We start from the raw sequence: 15,787 nt of genomic DNA, 5'->3' as shown, positions 1-15,787 counted from the left end.
TAGATGTCGCCGCGCGAGCCGTATCGCCCGCCAGACGCTTCTTGCCGGCCTCGAGGAATTCCTTGGACCAGCTGTAATACAGGCTCTGGGCAATACCCTCGCGGCGACACAGATCGGCAATGCTGTCCTCGCCCTTCAGGCCGTCCAGCACGATCCTGATCTTCTCTTCGGCCGTATACTGTTTGCGGGTCGCTCGACGGATGTCCTTGACGACCTTCTCGCCGTGGCTCTGCTTGGTTCCGGGATTCTGTCTCATCTCCACTCCTTGGTGGTTACGATGTGCCAGAAACCCTCTCTTATCAAATCACCCTAAACTGGCCCATTGGCGCTGACGTCAGACACCGGGAGAATCCGGCACAAGAAACAGGTCTATGAGGGACAGCATCCAGCCATCATTGATCCGGCGGTTTGGGACAAAATTCAGGACATGATGCAGAATGGGGCAGCGGTTGCTCGCGGCTCCAGACAAAAGGCAACCAGATCACTACTTGCGGGTAAGCTCTTTGATGAAACCGGCAATCGTCTGACATCCAGCCACAGGCGCAAGAATGGCAAACGACTTCGTTACTACATCTCCCGCAGACTGGTCAAAGATCGCAGCCGGGCGCATCCGGATGCCTGGCGGCTGCCCGCAGCACAGGTTGAGGGCTTGCTGGCTGAACTGATGGGGCAGCATCTGACCAGACCCGGTGCCGCGATCGCAATGACCGAAGACCTGACGGCAGCCGAACTGACAGACGTATCGAAAAGGCTTCAGGAACAAGGCAAAGTGACGGAACGACTGGCTTTGATAGAACGAACCGATCTGCAACCGGGCTCCCTGACGGTGATGCTGGACAAGACAATGCTTGCTGATCGTCTCGGCTACCTGCCGGAACAAATCAATCTGGCTGAAATGACAATCGAATCTCCATTCCAGACGCGCCGGTGTGGCGTTGAGCTGAAACTGTATCTGGGTGAGGCACCGGCAGAGATCGACAGAACGCTGGGGCAGAACATCATGAAGGGGCGCAGCTGGCTGGCAATGGTCATCACGGGTAAAACCTTCTCCGAAATCGCTGACGCCGAAGGAGTGTCGAAACGCCGTGTTCAGGACGTGACCAACCTTGCATTGCTCGCGCCCGATGTTCTTGACGGCATCGCCACGGGTGAACAGCCCGATGGCCTCACCACGGGCTACCTGATCAAGACCCGCTTCTCTACGGTCTGGTCCGAGCAGCACGCGCAGTTCGCCGCGCTCTGACCCCCGCGCCATTCCCGAATGCGTACCGCCGAAATCGCAAACAGAGGCTGCGGCCCGAAGTGGCCCCGTTTGGCGCCCCGGTTCGCGTCTCACCTGAAATTCGCACACGCCAAGGGCAGGGAAACACGCGATAAACGTGCGCTGAAGTCTCAGTATATCAAATCAAGGAAGTGACTGGCTGGGGTGGTAGGATTCGAACCTACGATACACAGTACCAAAAACTGCTGCCTTACCACTTGGCTACACCCCAACGGTGGGCGGTTAATTACGCCGGACCGCACCGGTCTTCAAGCCCAATTTCACGAAAATTTCCAACTTGTTCGCAGGGCGCGATTTCGGGATCAGCCCAGGCGGATCGGGTGGGCCTTGGCGAGACGGTCAAATGCCATCAGCGTTTCGATGAGCGCGCCCATCTGATCCAGCGGGATCATGTTGGGCCCGTCGGAGGGCGCCGTATCCGGGGTCTCGTGGGTTTCGATGAACACCGCCGCAATGCCCAGCGAAACGGCGGCGCGCGCCATTACCGGGGCAAATTCGCGCTGGCCGCCGGTGGCGCCGCCCAGGCCGCCGGGCTGTTGCACCGAATGGGTCGCGTCCATCACCACCGGATAGCCGGTCTGCATCATCCGGGGCAGGCTGCGCATGTCGGTCACCAGGGTGTTATAGCCGAAGGACGTGCCACGCTCTGTCAGCATGATGCGCTCGTTTCCGGTGGTTTCGACCTTGGCCACGACATTGTCCATGTCCCAAGGGGCAAGGAACTGGCCCTTCTTGATGTTGATCACCGCCCCGGTCTCGCCCGCCGCCAGCAGCAGATCGGTCTGCCGGCACAGGAAGGCGGGGATCTGCAGGATGTCCACCGCCCGCGCCGCTGGGGCGCATTGTTCGGCCGTGTGAACATCCGTCAGCACCGGAATGCCGAGCGCCTGTTTCACCTCGGCCAGAATACGCAGCCCGGCCTCGAGCCCGACGCCGCGCTTGCCGCTGGCCGACGTGCGGTTGGCCTTGTCGAAGCTTCCCTTGAACACATAGCCCGCGCCCGCGGCCTCGCAGGCCGCCTTCATGGTTCGGGCGATCATCAGCGCGTGTTCGGCGCTTTCCAGCTGACAGGGGCCGGCGATCACGGTGAGCGGCTGATCGTTCCCGATGGTCAGCGCGCCGGTCTGGATATTCTTCATCTAGCTTGAAACCTGTTCCCTGAGAATTGAGGCGGTCATGGATATCATCAGATATATCCCACCAAAGATCAGGAAAGCCAGAATGGTGTTCTCGAATGCGCGGGGATAGGTCGGCTCGTCAGGCGCGACGGGGCTGACGCCGAGCGAAAGATAGCGCACCTGCCGGTTCGCCTCGATCCGGGCGGTTTCAAGCTGTTGCAGCGCCTGCTGCAGCAAGAGCTGCCGGTTGGCGAGATCGGCTTCGGCGATCCGCAATTCGGCAGAGACACGGGCCAGGGAATCGGTGCCGGTGGTGCTTTCGGTCATCGACGCGCGCAGCTCCGCCACCAGGTTTTCGAGCCGGCGGATATCGCCGCGCACGCCGTCCACCCGGGCCTGGTTGGGGCGGGCGTTGTCCATCAACTGGTCAAGCTGCAACCGCTTTTCGCGCAGCTGGATTTCGAAGCTCGAGATCTGGCTCATCAGCGCGGTCGTTTCCGTCACCGGGTCCAGCACGCCCAGACGTTCCTGCAGCTCCAGCACCCGGTTCTGTGCTTCCTCGACGCGGGTCTCGGCCTCGCGGAAACTGGCGCGGGCGCCTGACATCTGATCCTCGCGCAGGCGCTGGGTCAGGCCATCGACGCGTTGTTCGGCATAGGAAATCAGCGCTTCGGAAAAGGCGGCGGAGGTTTCGGGATCGGCTGCGATGACCTCCATCTTCAGGATGCCTTCGGTCGGGTCATAGCCGATTTTCACGGTGCGCTCGAAGACGCGATAGGCGGCCTCGCTGGTGGCGTCTGGGTCCAGCCGCTGAACCGGGTCGATCTGGGGCTGGCTGAAATGGGCCATGAAGCCCAGATCGGCGTCGAGCCGGCGCATCGCGTCGCGCGATTTGAGATAGCTTTGCACCGCGATGGAATCCTGCTGCACCGCAAGGCCGGTGCCCGCGAACATGCTGCCCAGCCCGCCGCTCATCTGGCTTTCGGCCTGCTGGATCACGAATTCCGATTTCGTGGCATACATCGGCGTGGCGATGCGGAAATAGTAGATCCCGGCCACCAGTGTCGGCAGCAGCACGAAGGCCGCCAGCCGCGACAGCATCGTGACCATGCGGCGGCGGCGGCGGCGGGCGATATCCTGCTGGATATGCATCACCTGCTCGGCCGGCGAGATGCTGGCGGGGATCGGCGTCGCGGGCAGGCCGGCGCCGCCCTGGCGCACAGTCTGGGGAAGCTGGGGCGGGGCTTCCTGCGGCTGGCCGGGGCTGTCCGACACAACCAGTTCCAGCATGTTGCTGCGCTGGAACGGGTCAATCCCCTGTTTGCGCAGCAGGCGGACGGCATCGAAATCGGAGGTGGGCGCCAGGCCGTGTTTCTGTGCCACGCGGCGCGCCATGCGCAGCTGGCGGCCGGTCAGGCCCTCGCGGCGGATCTCGGTGATATCCTGGTCGACGGGGCGCTCGGTGCGCGGCGTCGGGGCAGGCTCCGGCGCGGCGGCGGGCGCTGCCTGCGCAACGGCGGTGGCCGCGGCGGCGGGGGAAGGGGCAGGGGAGGCCATCGCCCCGACGGTTTCGGGCATCGGGCTGGCGGCGGCACCCGCCACGGCGCCCGCCATGCCATCCGCGGCGGCGCGCGGGCGTCCGTTGCCAAGCGGCCCGTTGCGCCGGATGCGGTATTTCTTAGCTCTGGGTTTGGTAGTCATAGAGCTTTTTCGCCTCTTCCAGCGTGTCAAACATATGCAGCTTGCCGTTCAGCAGAACCGCGGCAGAGCGGCAGAATTTCTCGAGCGTCTCGGCCTGATGCGACACCATTACAACCGTTGTCTTTTCAAGCCGTTCACGCAGGATGCTGCCGGCCTTGCGGTTGAACTCCACATCCGTGGTCGAGGGCATGCCCTCGTCGATCAGGTAGATGTCGAAATCCAGCGCCAGCATCAGCGAAAAGCTGAACCGCGCCCGCATGCCCTGGCTGTAAGTGCCGAGCGGCATGTCGAAATACTCTTCGATCCCGCACATCCAGCGCGAGAACGCCTCTACATAGTCGGGGTCCAGCCCGTAGAGCCGGGCGATGTAGCGCGCGTTCTCGGTGCCGGTATGGCGGTTGACGACACCGCCCATGAAGCCCAGCGGAAAAGAGATGCGGCTGGTTCGGATCACCTTCCCCTCATCGGGCTTTTCCAGCCCGGCCATCATGTTGATCAGGGTGGTCTTGCCGGTGCCGTTCGGGGCGAGGATGCCCATGGATCTGCCCAGATCCACCCGGAACGACACACGGTCAAGGATCACCTTGCGCTGTCTGCCGGTCCAGAAGGACTTGCTCACATTCTCGAACTCAATCATGCACCCGATCCGGTACTGCCCCACCCTGCGCCGTCATCCAGCGTCTGACGGTTTCTGTTCCGAAGACAATACCCAGCTATTGAGGCGGCATTATGTCGGAAACTCCCGTTAATTTTCAACGGAAATCACCGAATTCTGGCCGCAATCGGGCAAGCCGGCCGCGCCGGGCGGCATTGCTGTGCAATGCCGCGTCAGAAGGTCTGTTTCTCGACCCGCAGAAGCTTGCCCGCAGCAAACGACAGCACGGCGCCGAAGAAGCTGAACAGCGCCCCCATCTTGGCCGCATCCTGCACCCGAACCTCGCCCAGCATCACGCTGCCGTCAAACGCCACCGCCGCGATGAACAGCGACACGGTGAAGCCGATGGAGGCGATGCAACCGATGACGAACAGGTCGGTCGTGCGCATGCCCGCCGGCAGGCCCAGGCGCAGCGGATGCGCGGCCAGCCAGCCGAAGAGGGTCACGCCCAGCGGCTTGCCGATCAGCAGCCCCGCAAGAACCAGCCAGGTCGGCGAACCGATCGACGAAAACTCGACACCCGCGTTCAGCAGGCCGAAGAAGAACAGGATAACCTCGACCGGGTGCTTCAGGATATGTTCGATATGGTTCAGCAGGTCGGTCAGATACTGCTCGGCCTCCGAGAAGATGCCGAAGGCACGGTCGGCATGCGGGATGGCCGGAACGATGGGCAAAAGGCCCAGGGCAGGGTGCAGGCCGGCCTCCTGGAATCCGTACCAGCTCAGCGCGCCGGCGATCAGATAGGGCCAGAACGAAAGATACTTGCGTACCTGCGTCGATCGCGTGCGAAGCTGGTCGCCCCGGTCCAGCATCCGCGGCAGCCAGTTGAACAGAACGAACACCACCACCGCCGCGCCAAGCGACAGCAAGAGCCATTCGGGGGCCAGTTCGCCCGAGGGATAGAAGATCGCCAGAATGATCAGGCCCGCCGCGTCATCGGCGATTGCCAGCAACAGCAGGAACCGCACCGCCGGGTGCCCGGCGCCGAAGACCACGCGCCCGACGAGATAGGAAAAGGCGATGTCGGTGGCGGTGGGAATGGCCCAGCCGCGGTGCACCGCGCTGAACGTCTCCGAGCCGAGCACGGCGGCCAGCCCCAGATAGACGGTGATCGGGCCCAGCATCCCGCCCAGCGTGGCAACCAGCGGCGTCGCCGCCTTTTTGCCGCGCAGCGAGCCGTTCTTGAGGATGACCGCTTCCCACACCTCCTTTGCCGCGATGGCGAAGAAGAAGGCCATCAGCCCGTCGTTCACGAGATAGTGAAGGGTCAGCGTGCGCTCGATATGCCCGTCGACCTCATGCGCATGGCCGATGATGAAATCGTCGATCAGGACGAAATCAACGAAGGCGTGATAGGAATGCGGGTCGATATTGGCCCAGAACAAAGCAATCACCGCGCCTGCAATCAGCAGCAGCGAATAGTTGGTGACGAAGTTCCAGACCTTGTACATGCGCGTAATCCCCCGTTTCTATCGGGATGGAATAGAACATGTGAAAAGCGGGGGCAACCGCTCCCGGAACGATCAGGCGATCACGTTCCAGATCAGGCCCGCGGCAATCGATCCCGCCATGGCCAGCCCCAGATAGGCGGCGAAGACCCGCGGCTTGACCAGCGCCCAGACGGCGATGGCCGCCGGTATGCAGCTGATCCCCCCCGCGAGCATGAACGACAGCGCCGCGCCGTTGCTCATGCCCTGTTGCAGCAGACTGTCGACCAGCGGCACGGCGGCATATCCGTTCAGATAGGCCGGTGCCCCCACCAGCGCCGCCAGCAGGATCGGCCGCAGCCCGTCGCCGCCCAGCACCGTGGCGATCATCTCTGCCGGCACGTAATGCAGCATCAGCGCCTCGGCCATGTAGGCCAGCAACAGCCATTTGCCCAGGAACAGCGCGTTCTCCAGCACCGTGGTGCGAAAGGTCCGGCGGCGGTTGTCTTCTTTCCAGAAGGCCCAGACCGGCTTGCCGGTGAAGGACGAGGTGCCGCAGCCGCAGCTGTTGCAGGAGGCTTTCGTCGGTTTGAGCGGGTCGGCGAACAGGGCCGACCGGGCCAGCATGCTGGTGGTCAGGCCGCCGAACAGGCCGATGCCGACGGCAGACACCGTTTTTGCCACCGCAAAGCCCATGCCCAGCGTGCCCGAGGTGATCAGGAACATCGCCGGGTCCATGATCGGAGATGACAGCCAGAATGCCATGACCGCCGAAAGCGGCGCGCCCACGGCCAGCATCGCGGCGATGAACGGAATCACCTCGCACGAACAGAAAGGCGACAGCCCGCCGGCGAGCGAGGCGAGCACGATCATCCGAACCTCGCGCCCCTCGAAGGCCTTGGCCAGCAGCGTCTCTGCGCCGGTGGCCTTGAGGTAGCCGACGGCCAGCACCGCAAAGACGATGAAAATGCCGGTGTGGGCCAGCGCCCGCGCCGCGAAATCCAGCGTCGGCCAGACCCGCCCGGGATCAAGCAGCGCCAGAACCAGCGGAATCAGCAGGATCGCAAGCCAGGCTTTGTCCAACCGTTTCCAAAGCGCGGGCAGGCGGGCGGGGGGCAGGGTGGTGTCAGTCATGGCGGTGGCCTTCTGGCGGGGTTTCGATGTCGGCGCAGCATTCGGAGAGCAGGAAGCGCGACAGCGCCTCCATCTCGTCATAGGCGGCCGCGATGCAGATGATGGAGCGCCCCTGGCGGGCCTGCGTGACCAGGCCGGCCTGGGTCAGAATCTTCATATGATGGGTCAGGGTCGATCCGGTTATGCCGCTGCGCGCGCCCAGCTCGCCGATCGACAGGCCATCGGGCCCGGCGCGCACCAGGCAGCGCAGCACCGAAAGCCGTTGTTCCGAGCCGAGCGCGGCAAAGGTCGAGGCGGCGCGGGCAAGAGAGAGGTCATCTGACAGGTGGTGTTTCATATTTTTATAATTCTAGAAATATAGAAATGAGTCAAGTCCCCGTTTGGCATCGGTCCGCATCGCCCCTAAATCTACCCCATGTCCGATGCCCTGACCGCCCTTGCCGCAGAGCTTGCCGCCTGCACGCTCTGCGCCCCGCGCTTCGCTGCCACCGCCACGGGGCACAGCCCCCGGCCGGTGCCGTGGTTCCGCTCGGGCGCGCGCATCGTGGTGGCGGGGCAGGCGCCGGGGATGCGGGTGCACAAGGCGGGCAGGCCGTTCTTCGATCCCTCGGGTGACCGGCTGCGCGACTGGATGGGCATCACGGCGGAACAGTTCTATGACCGCGACCGCCTGTCGGTGCTGCCCATGGCCTTTTGCTTTCCCGGCTATGACGCCAAGGGCGCCGACCTGCCGCCGCCGCCCGTCTGCGCCGCCACCTGGCATGACCGGATCACGGCCGGGCTGGGCGATGTGGCGCTGACCCTGCTGGTGGGCGGCTATGCGCAAAAATATTTCCTCGGGGCGGATGCGAAGGGCGGTGTCACCCGCACCGTGCAGGGCTGGCGCGCCCATGCGCCGCGCGTCTTTCCCTTGCCGCACCCGTCCTGGCGGAATACGGGGTGGCTGAAGAAAAACCCGTGGTTCGCGGCAGAGGTGCTGCCGGCCCTGCGGACCCGCGTGAAAGAGGTGATGGATGGCTGACGAAACCCCGCTCGACCGGGCGCATGCAACGATGGAGGCCGCGCCGGGCGACGACGCCCTGCGGCTGCGGTTTTTCGAGCGTCTGGCGGACAGCGAGCTGTTCCTGCTGCTGGCGGCAGAGCCCGATGGTGACAACATCACCCCGCAAGTGTTTGAACTCGAAGGTGGTTCCTTTGTTCTGGTCTTTGACCGGGAAGAGCGGCTGGCCGATTTCGTGGGCAGCATGGCCCCCTTCGCGGCCCTGTCCGGGCGGCTGATCGCCACGATGCTCGAGGATCAGGGGATCGGGCTGGGGGTGAACCTTGGCGTCGCGCCCTCGTCGATCCTGATCCCGGCAGAGGCGGTGGGCTGGCTGGCCGTCACGCTGGCGCAGCGCCCGACCGAGGTCGAGGCGCTGCCGGTGGAGATCACCGCGCCCGGTGGCCTGCCCGATGTTCTGCTCGGCGCGCTGGACGCAAAGCTGGCCAGCGCGGCCGGGCTCGCGCCACTGGCCTATCTGGCCGGCGTGACCTACGAGGGCGGGCAGCGGGGGCACATGCTTGCCTTCGTCGATGCCGCGCCGGGGGCCGAGGGCGCGCTGGCCCAGGCCGTGGGCGAGGCGCTGACCTTTTCCGGCATCGAGGCGGGCGCGCTCGACGTGGCGTTTTTTGATGCCTCCGATCCCGTGGCCCCGAGGCTGGCGCGCGTCGGCCTGCGCTTCGATCTGCCCGCGCTGGCCCGGCCGCAGCGCGCCGAACCATCGGCGCCGGGCATGGACCCGGACAAACCGCCGAAACTGCGGTAGGGCGGAAGTTCGCGCACCCGCGCGGAGGCGGGGGCAGGCAGCGACGAAGGCCGCAAGGCCTGACGAGCGCCCGCTCAGTAGCCCTTGGCGCGATCGACGAGAAACAGGAACGGCTCTCCGGCCTCGCCGCGCCGGATGTTCTCGGCAATCACGCGCGAGGCGCTGTCGGGGCGGGTTTCCGAGGCGATATGCGGCGTGACGGTCACCTTGGGATGGGCCCAGAACGGATGCGCGGGCGGCAGGGGCTCTACCCGGAACACATCCAGCGTGGCATGGCCGATATGGCCCGCATCCAGCGCCGCCAGCAACGCGTCATCGTCGATCAGCGGCCCGCGGCCGGGGTTGATGATGACGGCCCCCTCGGGCAGCCGGGCCAGCCGCGCCGCATTCAGCAGGTTTTCGGTTTCGGGCGTCTGTGGCAACAGCAGAACGACGATCTCGGCCAGGCTCAGGGCCTTGTCCAGCCCGTCTTCGCCGCTCAGGCAGGTAACGCCGGGCACATCCTTGGGGCTGCGGCTCCAGCCCAGCACGTTGAAGCGCAGCGCGGCCAGCGCCTGGGCGCAGGCACGTCCCAGCTCGCCCAGGCCCAGTATCGCCACGGTGCGGTCCCGCGCCAGCGGCGGCGCCACCGGTTCCCACACCCCGTTCTGATGCAGGATATGGGCGTCCATGCCCAGATGGTGGCGCAGCACATGGCCGGTCACCCATTCGACCATGCCTTCCTCCAGCCCGGAGTCGACCATGCGGCACAGCGGCTGGGTCAGGGTGGTGTTGCCCACGATCTTTTCGACCCCGGCCCAAAGCCCCAGCACGGCCTTGCAGCCGGTAAAGGGCGTAAAATCGCTGACCGCGCCGTTGGGGGCGTAGATGATGTAATCGACTGTTTCCGGCGCATCGGTTTCGGTGAACAGGGTCACCTTCAGCCCGGCCGCATCGAAGGCGCGCCGCAGCGGCACCTGGTACTGCGACCAGCGCGACGCGTTGGCCGCAAACAGAATGTTCAGCATTATCTTCCCCTTGGCCTGTGAATATGCGCGCTTTGCACCAGCCCGAAAGCCACCATCAGCACCAGCATCGCCGACCCGCCGTAAGACACCAGCGGCAAGGGCACGCCCACGACCGGCGCCAGCCCCATCACCATCGACATGTTCAGCGCGAAGAACAGAAAGAAGGTGGCCGAAATGCCCAGGGTCAGCAGCGATGAAAACCGGTCCTTGTTCTTGAGCGCCGAGGCGATGCAGAACACGATGATCAGCCCGTAAAGCACCAGCAGCGAAAAGGCGCCGACAAAGCCGAATTCTTCGGCCAGGGTGGTGAAGATGAAATCGGTGTGCTTTTCGGGCAGGAAATTCAGCCGGCTCTGCGTGCCTTGCATGAACCCGCGCCCCGACCAGCCACCAGAGCCGAGCGCGATTTTCGACTGGGTGATGTGATAGCCCGCGCCCAGCGGATCTGACGCCGGGTCGAGAAACGTGTCGATGCGCCGGTACTGGTAATCCTCGAGCAACTGCCAGGGTGTGCCACGGGTCATGAACACGCCGGTCACCAGCACGCCGCCAAGCGCGAGAACGGCGGCGAAGTAGAGCCAGTGCACCCCGGCCACGAACATCACCGCCGCGCCGCCGATGACAAGCAGCAGCGCGGTGCCGAGGTCGGGCTGGCGCAGCACCAGATAGGTGGGCAGCAGGATCAGGAAAAGCGGCATGGCTACGAAAACCGGGCGCGATACCTTGTGGATATCCAGCCAGTCGTAATAGGCCGCGAGGATCATCACCAGCGTGATCTTGGTCAGCTCCGACGGCTGCAGCCGCATGAAGCCCAGATCGATCCAGCGTTGCGCACCCATCCCGACCGTTCCGAAGAACTCGACGAACAGCAACAGCATGATCGACAGCGAAAACGCCAGCGCCGCCATGTTGCGCCAGAACCAGATCGGCACGAACGCCACCAGGAACATCGCTGCCAGCCCCATGGCAAAGCGTTTGATCTGCGGCTCGGCCCACGGCGACATCGAGCCGCCGGCGACGGAATAAAGCATCATGAAGCCGGCCCCGGCCACCGCCGTCAGAAGCAGCACCAGCGCCCAGTTCAGATACAGAACCTTGCGCAGCCCGCTGGGAACGGTCTTCAGATTATACTCAAGATAGCTCATACGCGGGTCCGTACCGTCTGGGGCGCCGCGGGATCGCGCAGTGGCAGTTTGTCGAACAGCTCTCCCACCGCCTGGCGCTGGTTCTGCGGATAGGCGGTCAGCGGCGGCACCGTGCCGTAAAGCGCGCGCAGGGCGATATCGCGGGCGACGGGGGCCGCGGCTGTCGATCCGCCGCCGCCATGCTCCACCACCACCGACACGGCGACCCTGGGGTTGTCATAGGGCGCGAAACAGACGAACAGCGCGTGATCGCGCCGGTTCCAGGGCAGGTCTTCGTTGCGGAACACGCCGCGCGCCCGTTCGGCCGCCGTGATGTTGCGCACCTGGCTGGTGCCGGTCTTGCCGGCAAGCTGCATCGCCTCGTCCACCACGCGGGTGCGATAGCCGGTGCCCCGGCGGCTGTTGGAAACGGCGTACATGCCCTTGCGCACATGCGTCAGCAGCATCGGGTTGACCTCCAGCGCCTCGCCGCGCCCCGAGGCCTGCTCGACCCCGTCGATCGACTTCAGCAGTCGTGGCGTCACCGCGCGCCCGGTGGCGATCCGTCCGGTCATCACCGCCAGTTGCAGGGGCGAGGCCAGCACGAAGCCCTGGCCGATCGCCGCGTTCAGCGTGTCGCCGACCACCCAGTCGCCGCCGCGATAGATGCTTTTCCAGTCCTTGGTGGGGGTCAGCCCTTCGGCCACGGCCGACATCGGCAGATCGTGGCGGATGCCCAGGCCCAGCGTGTTGGCCATCGCCGTGATCTTCTCGATCCCGACGCGGCGGGCGATATCGTAGAAGAACACGTCGCAGGATTGCTCCAGGCTCTTGTTCAGATCCACATGCCCGTGGCCGCCGCGTTTCCAGCAGTGGAACCGCCGGCCGCCGCTTTCCAGATAGCCCGGGCACCAGACGGTTTCGCCCGGTGTGATCACCCCGTCTTGCAGCGCCGCCAGCGCGGTGACCATCTTGAAGGTCGATCCGGGCGGATAGGTGCCCTGCACCGTCTTGTTGGCCAGCGGGCGATAGGGGTTTTCCGTCAGTTCCCGGTAGTCGCCGACAGAGATGCCGCGCACGAACTTGTTGGGGTCGAAGGTCGGCGAAGAGGCGATGCCCAGCAGATCGCCCTCGTTGAGGTCGAGCACCACGGCGGCGGCGCTTTCAGCAGACAGTCGCGCCTGCATGAAGTTCTGCAGGCCATGATCGATCGTCAGTTGCAGGTCGGCGCCGGCCTGGCCCTCGGTCCTGTCCAGTTCGCGGATGACCCGGCCGACGGCGTTGACCTCGATCCGCTTGTTGCCCGCCTTGCCGCGCAGCAGGTCTTCGGTCTTGGCCTCGACCCCGGATTTGCCGATCTGAAATCGCGGGATCTGCAGCACCGGCTCGGGGTTTTCCAGCTTGCTCAGGTCGTAATCGCTGACCGGGCCGACATAGCCGATCACATGCGCGAAGTCGCTGCCCATGGGATAGCTGCGCGACAGGCCGACCTCCGGCGTGATGCCGGGCAGGGCGGGGGCGTTGACGGCCACCTCGGCCACTTCCTCCCAGCTCAGCCGGTCGGCGATGGTGACGGGTACAAAGGCGCTGCGGCGCATGATCTCCTTGCGGGCGCGGGCGAGATCCTCTTCCGACAGCGGAACCAGCCGGGCGACGCGGGCCAGCGCCTCTTCGACATCGCCGGCATCCTCTCGCACGATGACGATGCGGTAATTCTGTTCGTTCTGCGCCAGCGGCGTGCCGTTGCGATCGAAGATCAGGCCACGGGTCGGCGGGATCAGGCGGATGTTGATCCTGTTTTCCTCGGCCAGCAGGCGGAACTGATCGGCCTGTTCGACCTGCATGTAGCGCATGCGCAGGCCAAGCACGGCCATGAAGGTGACCTGCGCCCCGCCCAGAATCAGCCCGCGCCGGGTGATCCTGCGGGCGCTTTCCTCGGTGTCCTTTTGCGAATGTTTCATCGCGGCACCCCGTGCGGATCGACATCGCCGGGGCTGAGCCGGCGCAGCGTCAGCCCATGATGGCAGAACAACACCACCAGGGGATAAAACGCGATGGTCAGGGCCGCGCGCATCAGCGCCATGACGGGCTGCCCGTGATCGACCGCGAACAGGCTCAGCACCAGCATATAGACCAGCGAGATCGCCGCGATCACCATCGCGGTAAAGGCCCATTCGGCGGGAAAGGGCAGCTCTCCGGTGCCGCCGTGGCGGCTGCGCAGAAACTCCGCCCCAAGCAGAACCAGCGCGGTCCACAGCCCCGGCGGGCGCATCAACAGCATATCGGCCATCAGGAAGACCCCGACCAGAAGAAAGGGCGGCAGGAAATCCGGGCGGCGCTGCACCCAGGCAAAGGCCAGGCACAACAGCAGGTCAGGCCCCGGAAACCGGCCCGGCGTGGTATCGAGCGGCAGAAGATAAAGAAAGATCAGCACCGCGCCCAAAAGCCCGAAAACCACACGATAGACCAGACGTTGCGATGCGACAGAGGCAACCATCATCCGCCCTCCGCCGTGGGGCCGATGGCCGCTGGCGGATCACCCGCGCGGCCATCCGTCACCAGCCCGCCCGGTTCGCCGATGACCTCCTTGCCGCGGTTGCGCAGCACCCGCAGAAATTCCAGCCGCTCATAATCGGCCGCCAGCCGGACCCGCAGCCGCCTGTCGGCCCCCTGGGCGACCTGCCCGACCAGAAGCCCGGCGGGAAACACCCCGCCATCGCCCGATGACACGACCCTGTCGCCGGGGCGCACGGCATCGGGATTTTCGAGAAACTCGATCGCGGGCGCGTTGGTGTTGTCGCCGGCCAGAATGGCGCGCTGGCCCGAGGGCTGGATCGTCACCGGAATGCGGCTGTTGGAATCGGTCAGCAGAATCACGCGCGCGCTGTTCTGGCCCACGCCGGAAATCCGCCCGACGATGCCCAGCCCGTCGGTCGCGGCCCAGCCGTCGATGATGCCGTCGCGCGCGCCCACGTTCAGCAGCACCGACTGCCGGAAGGGCGAGCCGCTGTCGGCCAGAACCACCCCGGTGATATAGGTCAGCTTCGGGTCCAGCCGCACCTTGTTGAGATCCAGCAGCTTGGCGTTTTCCTGCTCCAGCTGCAGGGCGGCTTCCTTCCACGCCCGCATCTGCCGCAGCTCGCGCCGCAGCTCCTGGTTCTGTTCGTAGATCTTGGTGTAGGACTGGAAATTATCGGCCATGCCCGCGATCTTGGTCACCGGCACGAAAGCCCAATCGAACGAGGGCACGACCCTGTCCACCAGCGCGGCGCGGAACCGTTCCACGCGCGGGCTGTCGATCCGCCAGATCAGGAACAGGCCGGTGAGGCAAAACAGCAGTACGCCGATCACGATACGCCGGATCGGGCGGACATAGTCGGCCTGTGAGTTTCGGTCCTTTGCCACGGCGGCCTTTCTTCGGGCGCGGGGCGCGTGCGGTTTCGCTTAGCTGTCGTAATCTATGACATGCCGGAGTTGTTTTTCAAACTCCAGCGCCTTGCCCGTGCCCAGTGCCACACAATTGAGTGATTCATCGGCGACGGAAACGGCAAGCCCCGTCTGCTCGCGCAGGGCCAGATCCAGCTCGCCCAGAAGCGCGCCGCCGCCGGTCAGCATCACGCCCCGGTCCACGATATCGGCGGCCAGATCGGGCGGCGTCGCCTCCAGCGCGGTCATCACCGCCTCGCAGATCTGCTGCACCGGTTCGGCCAGCGCCTCGGCCACCTGGGCCTGGTTGATCTCGATCTCCTTGGGTACGCCGTTCAGCAGGTCGCGCCCGCGGATCTGCATCGACGCGCCGCGCCCGTCGTCGGGCATGCGCGCGGTGCCGATCGAGGTTTTGATGCGTTCGGCCGTTGCCTCGCCGATCAGAAGGTTCTGCTGGCGCCGCAGATAGGAAATCACCGCGTCATCCATCCGGTCGCCGCCCACGCGCACCGAACGCGCATAGACGATATCGCCCAGCGAAAGCACGGCCACCTCGGTGGTGCCGCCGCCGATATCCACGACCATGTTGCCGGTGGGATCGGTGATCGGCATGCCGGCTCCGATGGCCGCCGCGATCGGTTCGGCGATCAGCCCGGCGCGGCGGGCGCCAGCCGAAAGAACAGACTGGCGGATGGCGCGCTTTTCAACCGGCGTGGCGCCATGCGGCACGCAGACGATGATCTTGGGTTTGGTGAAGGTGGTGCGCTTGTGGACCTTGCGGATGAAATACTTGATCATCTCTTCGGCCACGTCGAAATCGGCGATGACGCCTTCGCGCATCGGGCGGATCGCCTCGATGCTGCCGGGGGTGCGGCCCAGCATCAGCTTGGCGTCTTCCCCCACGGCCAGAACCTGTTTGCGCCCATCCTTGACGTGGAAGGCCACCACCGATGGTTCGTTCAGGATAATGCCCTTGCCCTTGACATAGACAAGTGTGTTCGCCGTCCCCAGGTCGATTGCCATGTCCGACGAAAACAAACCACCAAAAGCTGCCATATGCGGCGTTCCCGTTTCCCAAAATCCCCATCCGCGACTCTCTCGTGCGCGG

The 15,787-nt window shown here is 65.0% G+C and carries 16 protein-coding genes and 1 tRNA gene; 3 read left to right on the top strand and 14 right to left on the bottom strand.

Annotated features, from left to right (window positions below):
• Positions 1 to 256: transposase (locus tag GGR17_RS11260; protein ID WP_183314778.1), on the bottom strand; the 256-nt coding region annotated here is incomplete at its 3' end.
• Positions 257 to 322: 66 nt separating this feature from the next.
• Between GGR17_RS11260 and GGR17_RS11255 the strand changes: the two genes are divergently transcribed.
• Positions 323 to 1,243, top strand: a complete 921-nt coding sequence (locus tag GGR17_RS11255) for a hypothetical protein (protein WP_157445565.1) — start codon at positions 323 to 325, stop codon at positions 1,241 to 1,243.
• Between the two features lie 175 nt (positions 1,244 to 1,418).
• On the opposite strand, the gene GGR17_RS11250 is transcribed toward GGR17_RS11255, so the two are convergent.
• The 7 genes from GGR17_RS11250 to GGR17_RS11220 all read right to left on the bottom strand — a co-directional run bounded on the left by GGR17_RS11250 (position 1,419) and on the right by GGR17_RS11220 (position 7,654).
• A tRNA-Gln gene (locus GGR17_RS11250) sits at positions 1,419 to 1,493 on the bottom strand.
• 91 nt (positions 1,494 to 1,584) lie between these two features.
• Positions 1,585 to 2,421: a 3-deoxy-8-phosphooctulonate synthase gene (gene kdsA, locus GGR17_RS11245; RefSeq protein WP_054539057.1), complete on the bottom strand. Its 837-nt coding sequence runs from the start codon at positions 2,419 to 2,421 to the stop codon at positions 1,585 to 1,587.
• Entirely contained in the window at positions 2,422 to 4,101 is a 1,680-nt protein-coding gene (locus GGR17_RS11240; RefSeq protein ID WP_054539056.1) for a capsule biosynthesis protein, read from the bottom strand.
• On the bottom strand, positions 4,079 to 4,738 hold the full coding sequence (locus GGR17_RS11235) for an ABC transporter ATP-binding protein (RefSeq protein ID WP_037208236.1): 660 nt from the start codon (positions 4,736 to 4,738) through the stop codon (positions 4,079 to 4,081). Before GGR17_RS11235 ends, GGR17_RS11240 begins: the two co-directional genes overlap by 23 nt.
• 191 nt (positions 4,739 to 4,929) lie before the next feature.
• On the bottom strand, positions 4,930 to 6,207 hold the full coding sequence (locus GGR17_RS11230) for a Na+/H+ antiporter NhaA (protein WP_054539055.1): 1,278 nt from the start codon (positions 6,205 to 6,207) through the stop codon (positions 4,930 to 4,932).
• 72 nt (positions 6,208 to 6,279) lie between these two features.
• Positions 6,280 to 7,317 carry a permease gene (locus tag GGR17_RS11225; protein WP_054539054.1) on the bottom strand — a complete coding sequence of 346 codons (1,038 nt, stop codon included), beginning with the start codon at positions 7,315 to 7,317 and terminating at the stop codon, positions 6,280 to 6,282.
• Entirely contained in the window at positions 7,310 to 7,654 is a 345-nt protein-coding gene (locus GGR17_RS11220) for an ArsR/SmtB family transcription factor (protein ID WP_054539053.1), read from the bottom strand. The genes GGR17_RS11225 and GGR17_RS11220 overlap by 8 nt, the downstream gene beginning before the upstream one ends.
• Before the next feature lie 78 nt (positions 7,655 to 7,732).
• On the opposite strand from GGR17_RS11220, the gene GGR17_RS11215 reads away from it, so the two are divergent.
• Together GGR17_RS11215 and GGR17_RS11210 are read left to right on the top strand one after the other, a co-directional pair.
• Complete coding sequence (locus GGR17_RS11215; protein ID WP_054539052.1) at positions 7,733 to 8,338, top strand: uracil-DNA glycosylase family protein; 606 nt, start codon at positions 7,733 to 7,735, stop codon at positions 8,336 to 8,338.
• Positions 8,331 to 9,122: an SseB family protein gene (locus tag GGR17_RS11210; RefSeq protein WP_054539051.1), complete on the top strand. Its 792-nt coding sequence runs from the start codon at positions 8,331 to 8,333 to the stop codon at positions 9,120 to 9,122. Before GGR17_RS11215 ends, GGR17_RS11210 begins: the two co-directional genes overlap by 8 nt.
• 74 nt (positions 9,123 to 9,196) lie before the next feature.
• Here the strand turns inward: GGR17_RS11210 and GGR17_RS11205 are convergent, their stop codons facing one another.
• The 6 genes from GGR17_RS11205 to GGR17_RS11180 are packed head-to-tail and all read right to left on the bottom strand — an operon-like array spanning position 9,197 to position 15,735.
• Entirely contained in the window at positions 9,197 to 10,132 is a 936-nt protein-coding gene (locus GGR17_RS11205) for a 2-hydroxyacid dehydrogenase (RefSeq protein ID WP_157445648.1), read from the bottom strand.
• Positions 10,129 to 11,274, bottom strand: coding sequence for a rod shape-determining protein RodA (gene rodA / locus GGR17_RS11200; RefSeq protein ID WP_054539049.1), 1,146 nt, complete (start codon positions 11,272 to 11,274; stop codon positions 10,129 to 10,131). Before rodA ends, GGR17_RS11205 begins: the two co-directional genes overlap by 4 nt.
• Entirely contained in the window at positions 11,271 to 13,214 is a 1,944-nt protein-coding gene (gene mrdA / locus GGR17_RS11195; protein ID WP_054539048.1) for a penicillin-binding protein 2, read from the bottom strand. The genes rodA and mrdA overlap by 4 nt, the downstream gene beginning before the upstream one ends.
• Positions 13,211 to 13,753 carry a hypothetical protein gene (locus tag GGR17_RS11190; protein ID WP_054539047.1) on the bottom strand — a complete coding sequence of 181 codons (543 nt, stop codon included), beginning with the start codon at positions 13,751 to 13,753 and terminating at the stop codon, positions 13,211 to 13,213. Before GGR17_RS11190 ends, mrdA begins: the two co-directional genes overlap by 4 nt.
• Complete coding sequence (mreC, locus tag GGR17_RS11185; RefSeq protein WP_054539046.1) at positions 13,750 to 14,658, bottom strand: rod shape-determining protein MreC; 909 nt, start codon at positions 14,656 to 14,658, stop codon at positions 13,750 to 13,752. Before mreC ends, GGR17_RS11190 begins: the two co-directional genes overlap by 4 nt.
• 39 nt (positions 14,659 to 14,697) lie before the next feature.
• A complete protein-coding gene (locus GGR17_RS11180) occupies positions 14,698 to 15,735 on the bottom strand; it encodes a rod shape-determining protein (protein ID WP_037208221.1) in 1,038 nt (345 codons plus the stop codon).
• Between the last annotated feature and the right edge of the window lie 52 nt (positions 15,736 to 15,787).

This window comes from Actibacterium naphthalenivorans (assembly GCF_014196965.1).
GTDB lineage: Bacteria > Pseudomonadota > Alphaproteobacteria > Rhodobacterales > Rhodobacteraceae > Actibacterium_A > Actibacterium_A naphthalenivorans.
Note: the sequence above shows the minus strand (reverse complement) of the source record. Positions and strands in the feature narration are given on the sequence as shown.

Excerpts from the sequence above, each read along its gene's own strand:
- GGR17_RS11210 (WP_054539051.1), top strand. The coding sequence starts at position 8,331 with ATGGCTGACGAAACCCCGCTCGACCGGGCGCATGCAACGATGGAGGCC.
- GGR17_RS11240 (WP_054539056.1), bottom strand. The coding sequence starts at position 4,101 with ATGACTACCAAACCCAGAGCTAAGAAATACCGCATCCGGCGCAACGGG.
- GGR17_RS11180 (WP_037208221.1), bottom strand. The coding sequence starts at position 15,735 with ATGGCAGCTTTTGGTGGTTTGTTTTCGTCGGACATGGCAATCGACCTG.
- kdsA (WP_054539057.1), bottom strand. The coding sequence starts at position 2,421 with ATGAAGAATATCCAGACCGGCGCGCTGACCATCGGGAACGATCAGCCG.
- GGR17_RS11190 (WP_054539047.1), bottom strand. The coding sequence starts at position 13,753 with ATGATGGTTGCCTCTGTCGCATCGCAACGTCTGGTCTATCGTGTGGTT.
- GGR17_RS11235 (WP_037208236.1), bottom strand. The coding sequence starts at position 4,738 with ATGATTGAGTTCGAGAATGTGAGCAAGTCCTTCTGGACCGGCAGACAG.
- GGR17_RS11225 (WP_054539054.1), bottom strand. The coding sequence starts at position 7,317 with ATGACTGACACCACCCTGCCCCCCGCCCGCCTGCCCGCGCTTTGGAAA.
- GGR17_RS11215 (WP_054539052.1), top strand. The coding sequence starts at position 7,733 with ATGTCCGATGCCCTGACCGCCCTTGCCGCAGAGCTTGCCGCCTGCACG.
- GGR17_RS11220 (WP_054539053.1), bottom strand. The coding sequence starts at position 7,654 with ATGAAACACCACCTGTCAGATGACCTCTCTCTTGCCCGCGCCGCCTCG.
- rodA (WP_054539049.1), bottom strand. The coding sequence starts at position 11,274 with ATGAGCTATCTTGAGTATAATCTGAAGACCGTTCCCAGCGGGCTGCGC.
- mrdA (WP_054539048.1), bottom strand. The coding sequence starts at position 13,214 with ATGAAACATTCGCAAAAGGACACCGAGGAAAGCGCCCGCAGGATCACC.
- GGR17_RS11230 (WP_054539055.1), bottom strand. The coding sequence starts at position 6,207 with ATGTACAAGGTCTGGAACTTCGTCACCAACTATTCGCTGCTGCTGATT.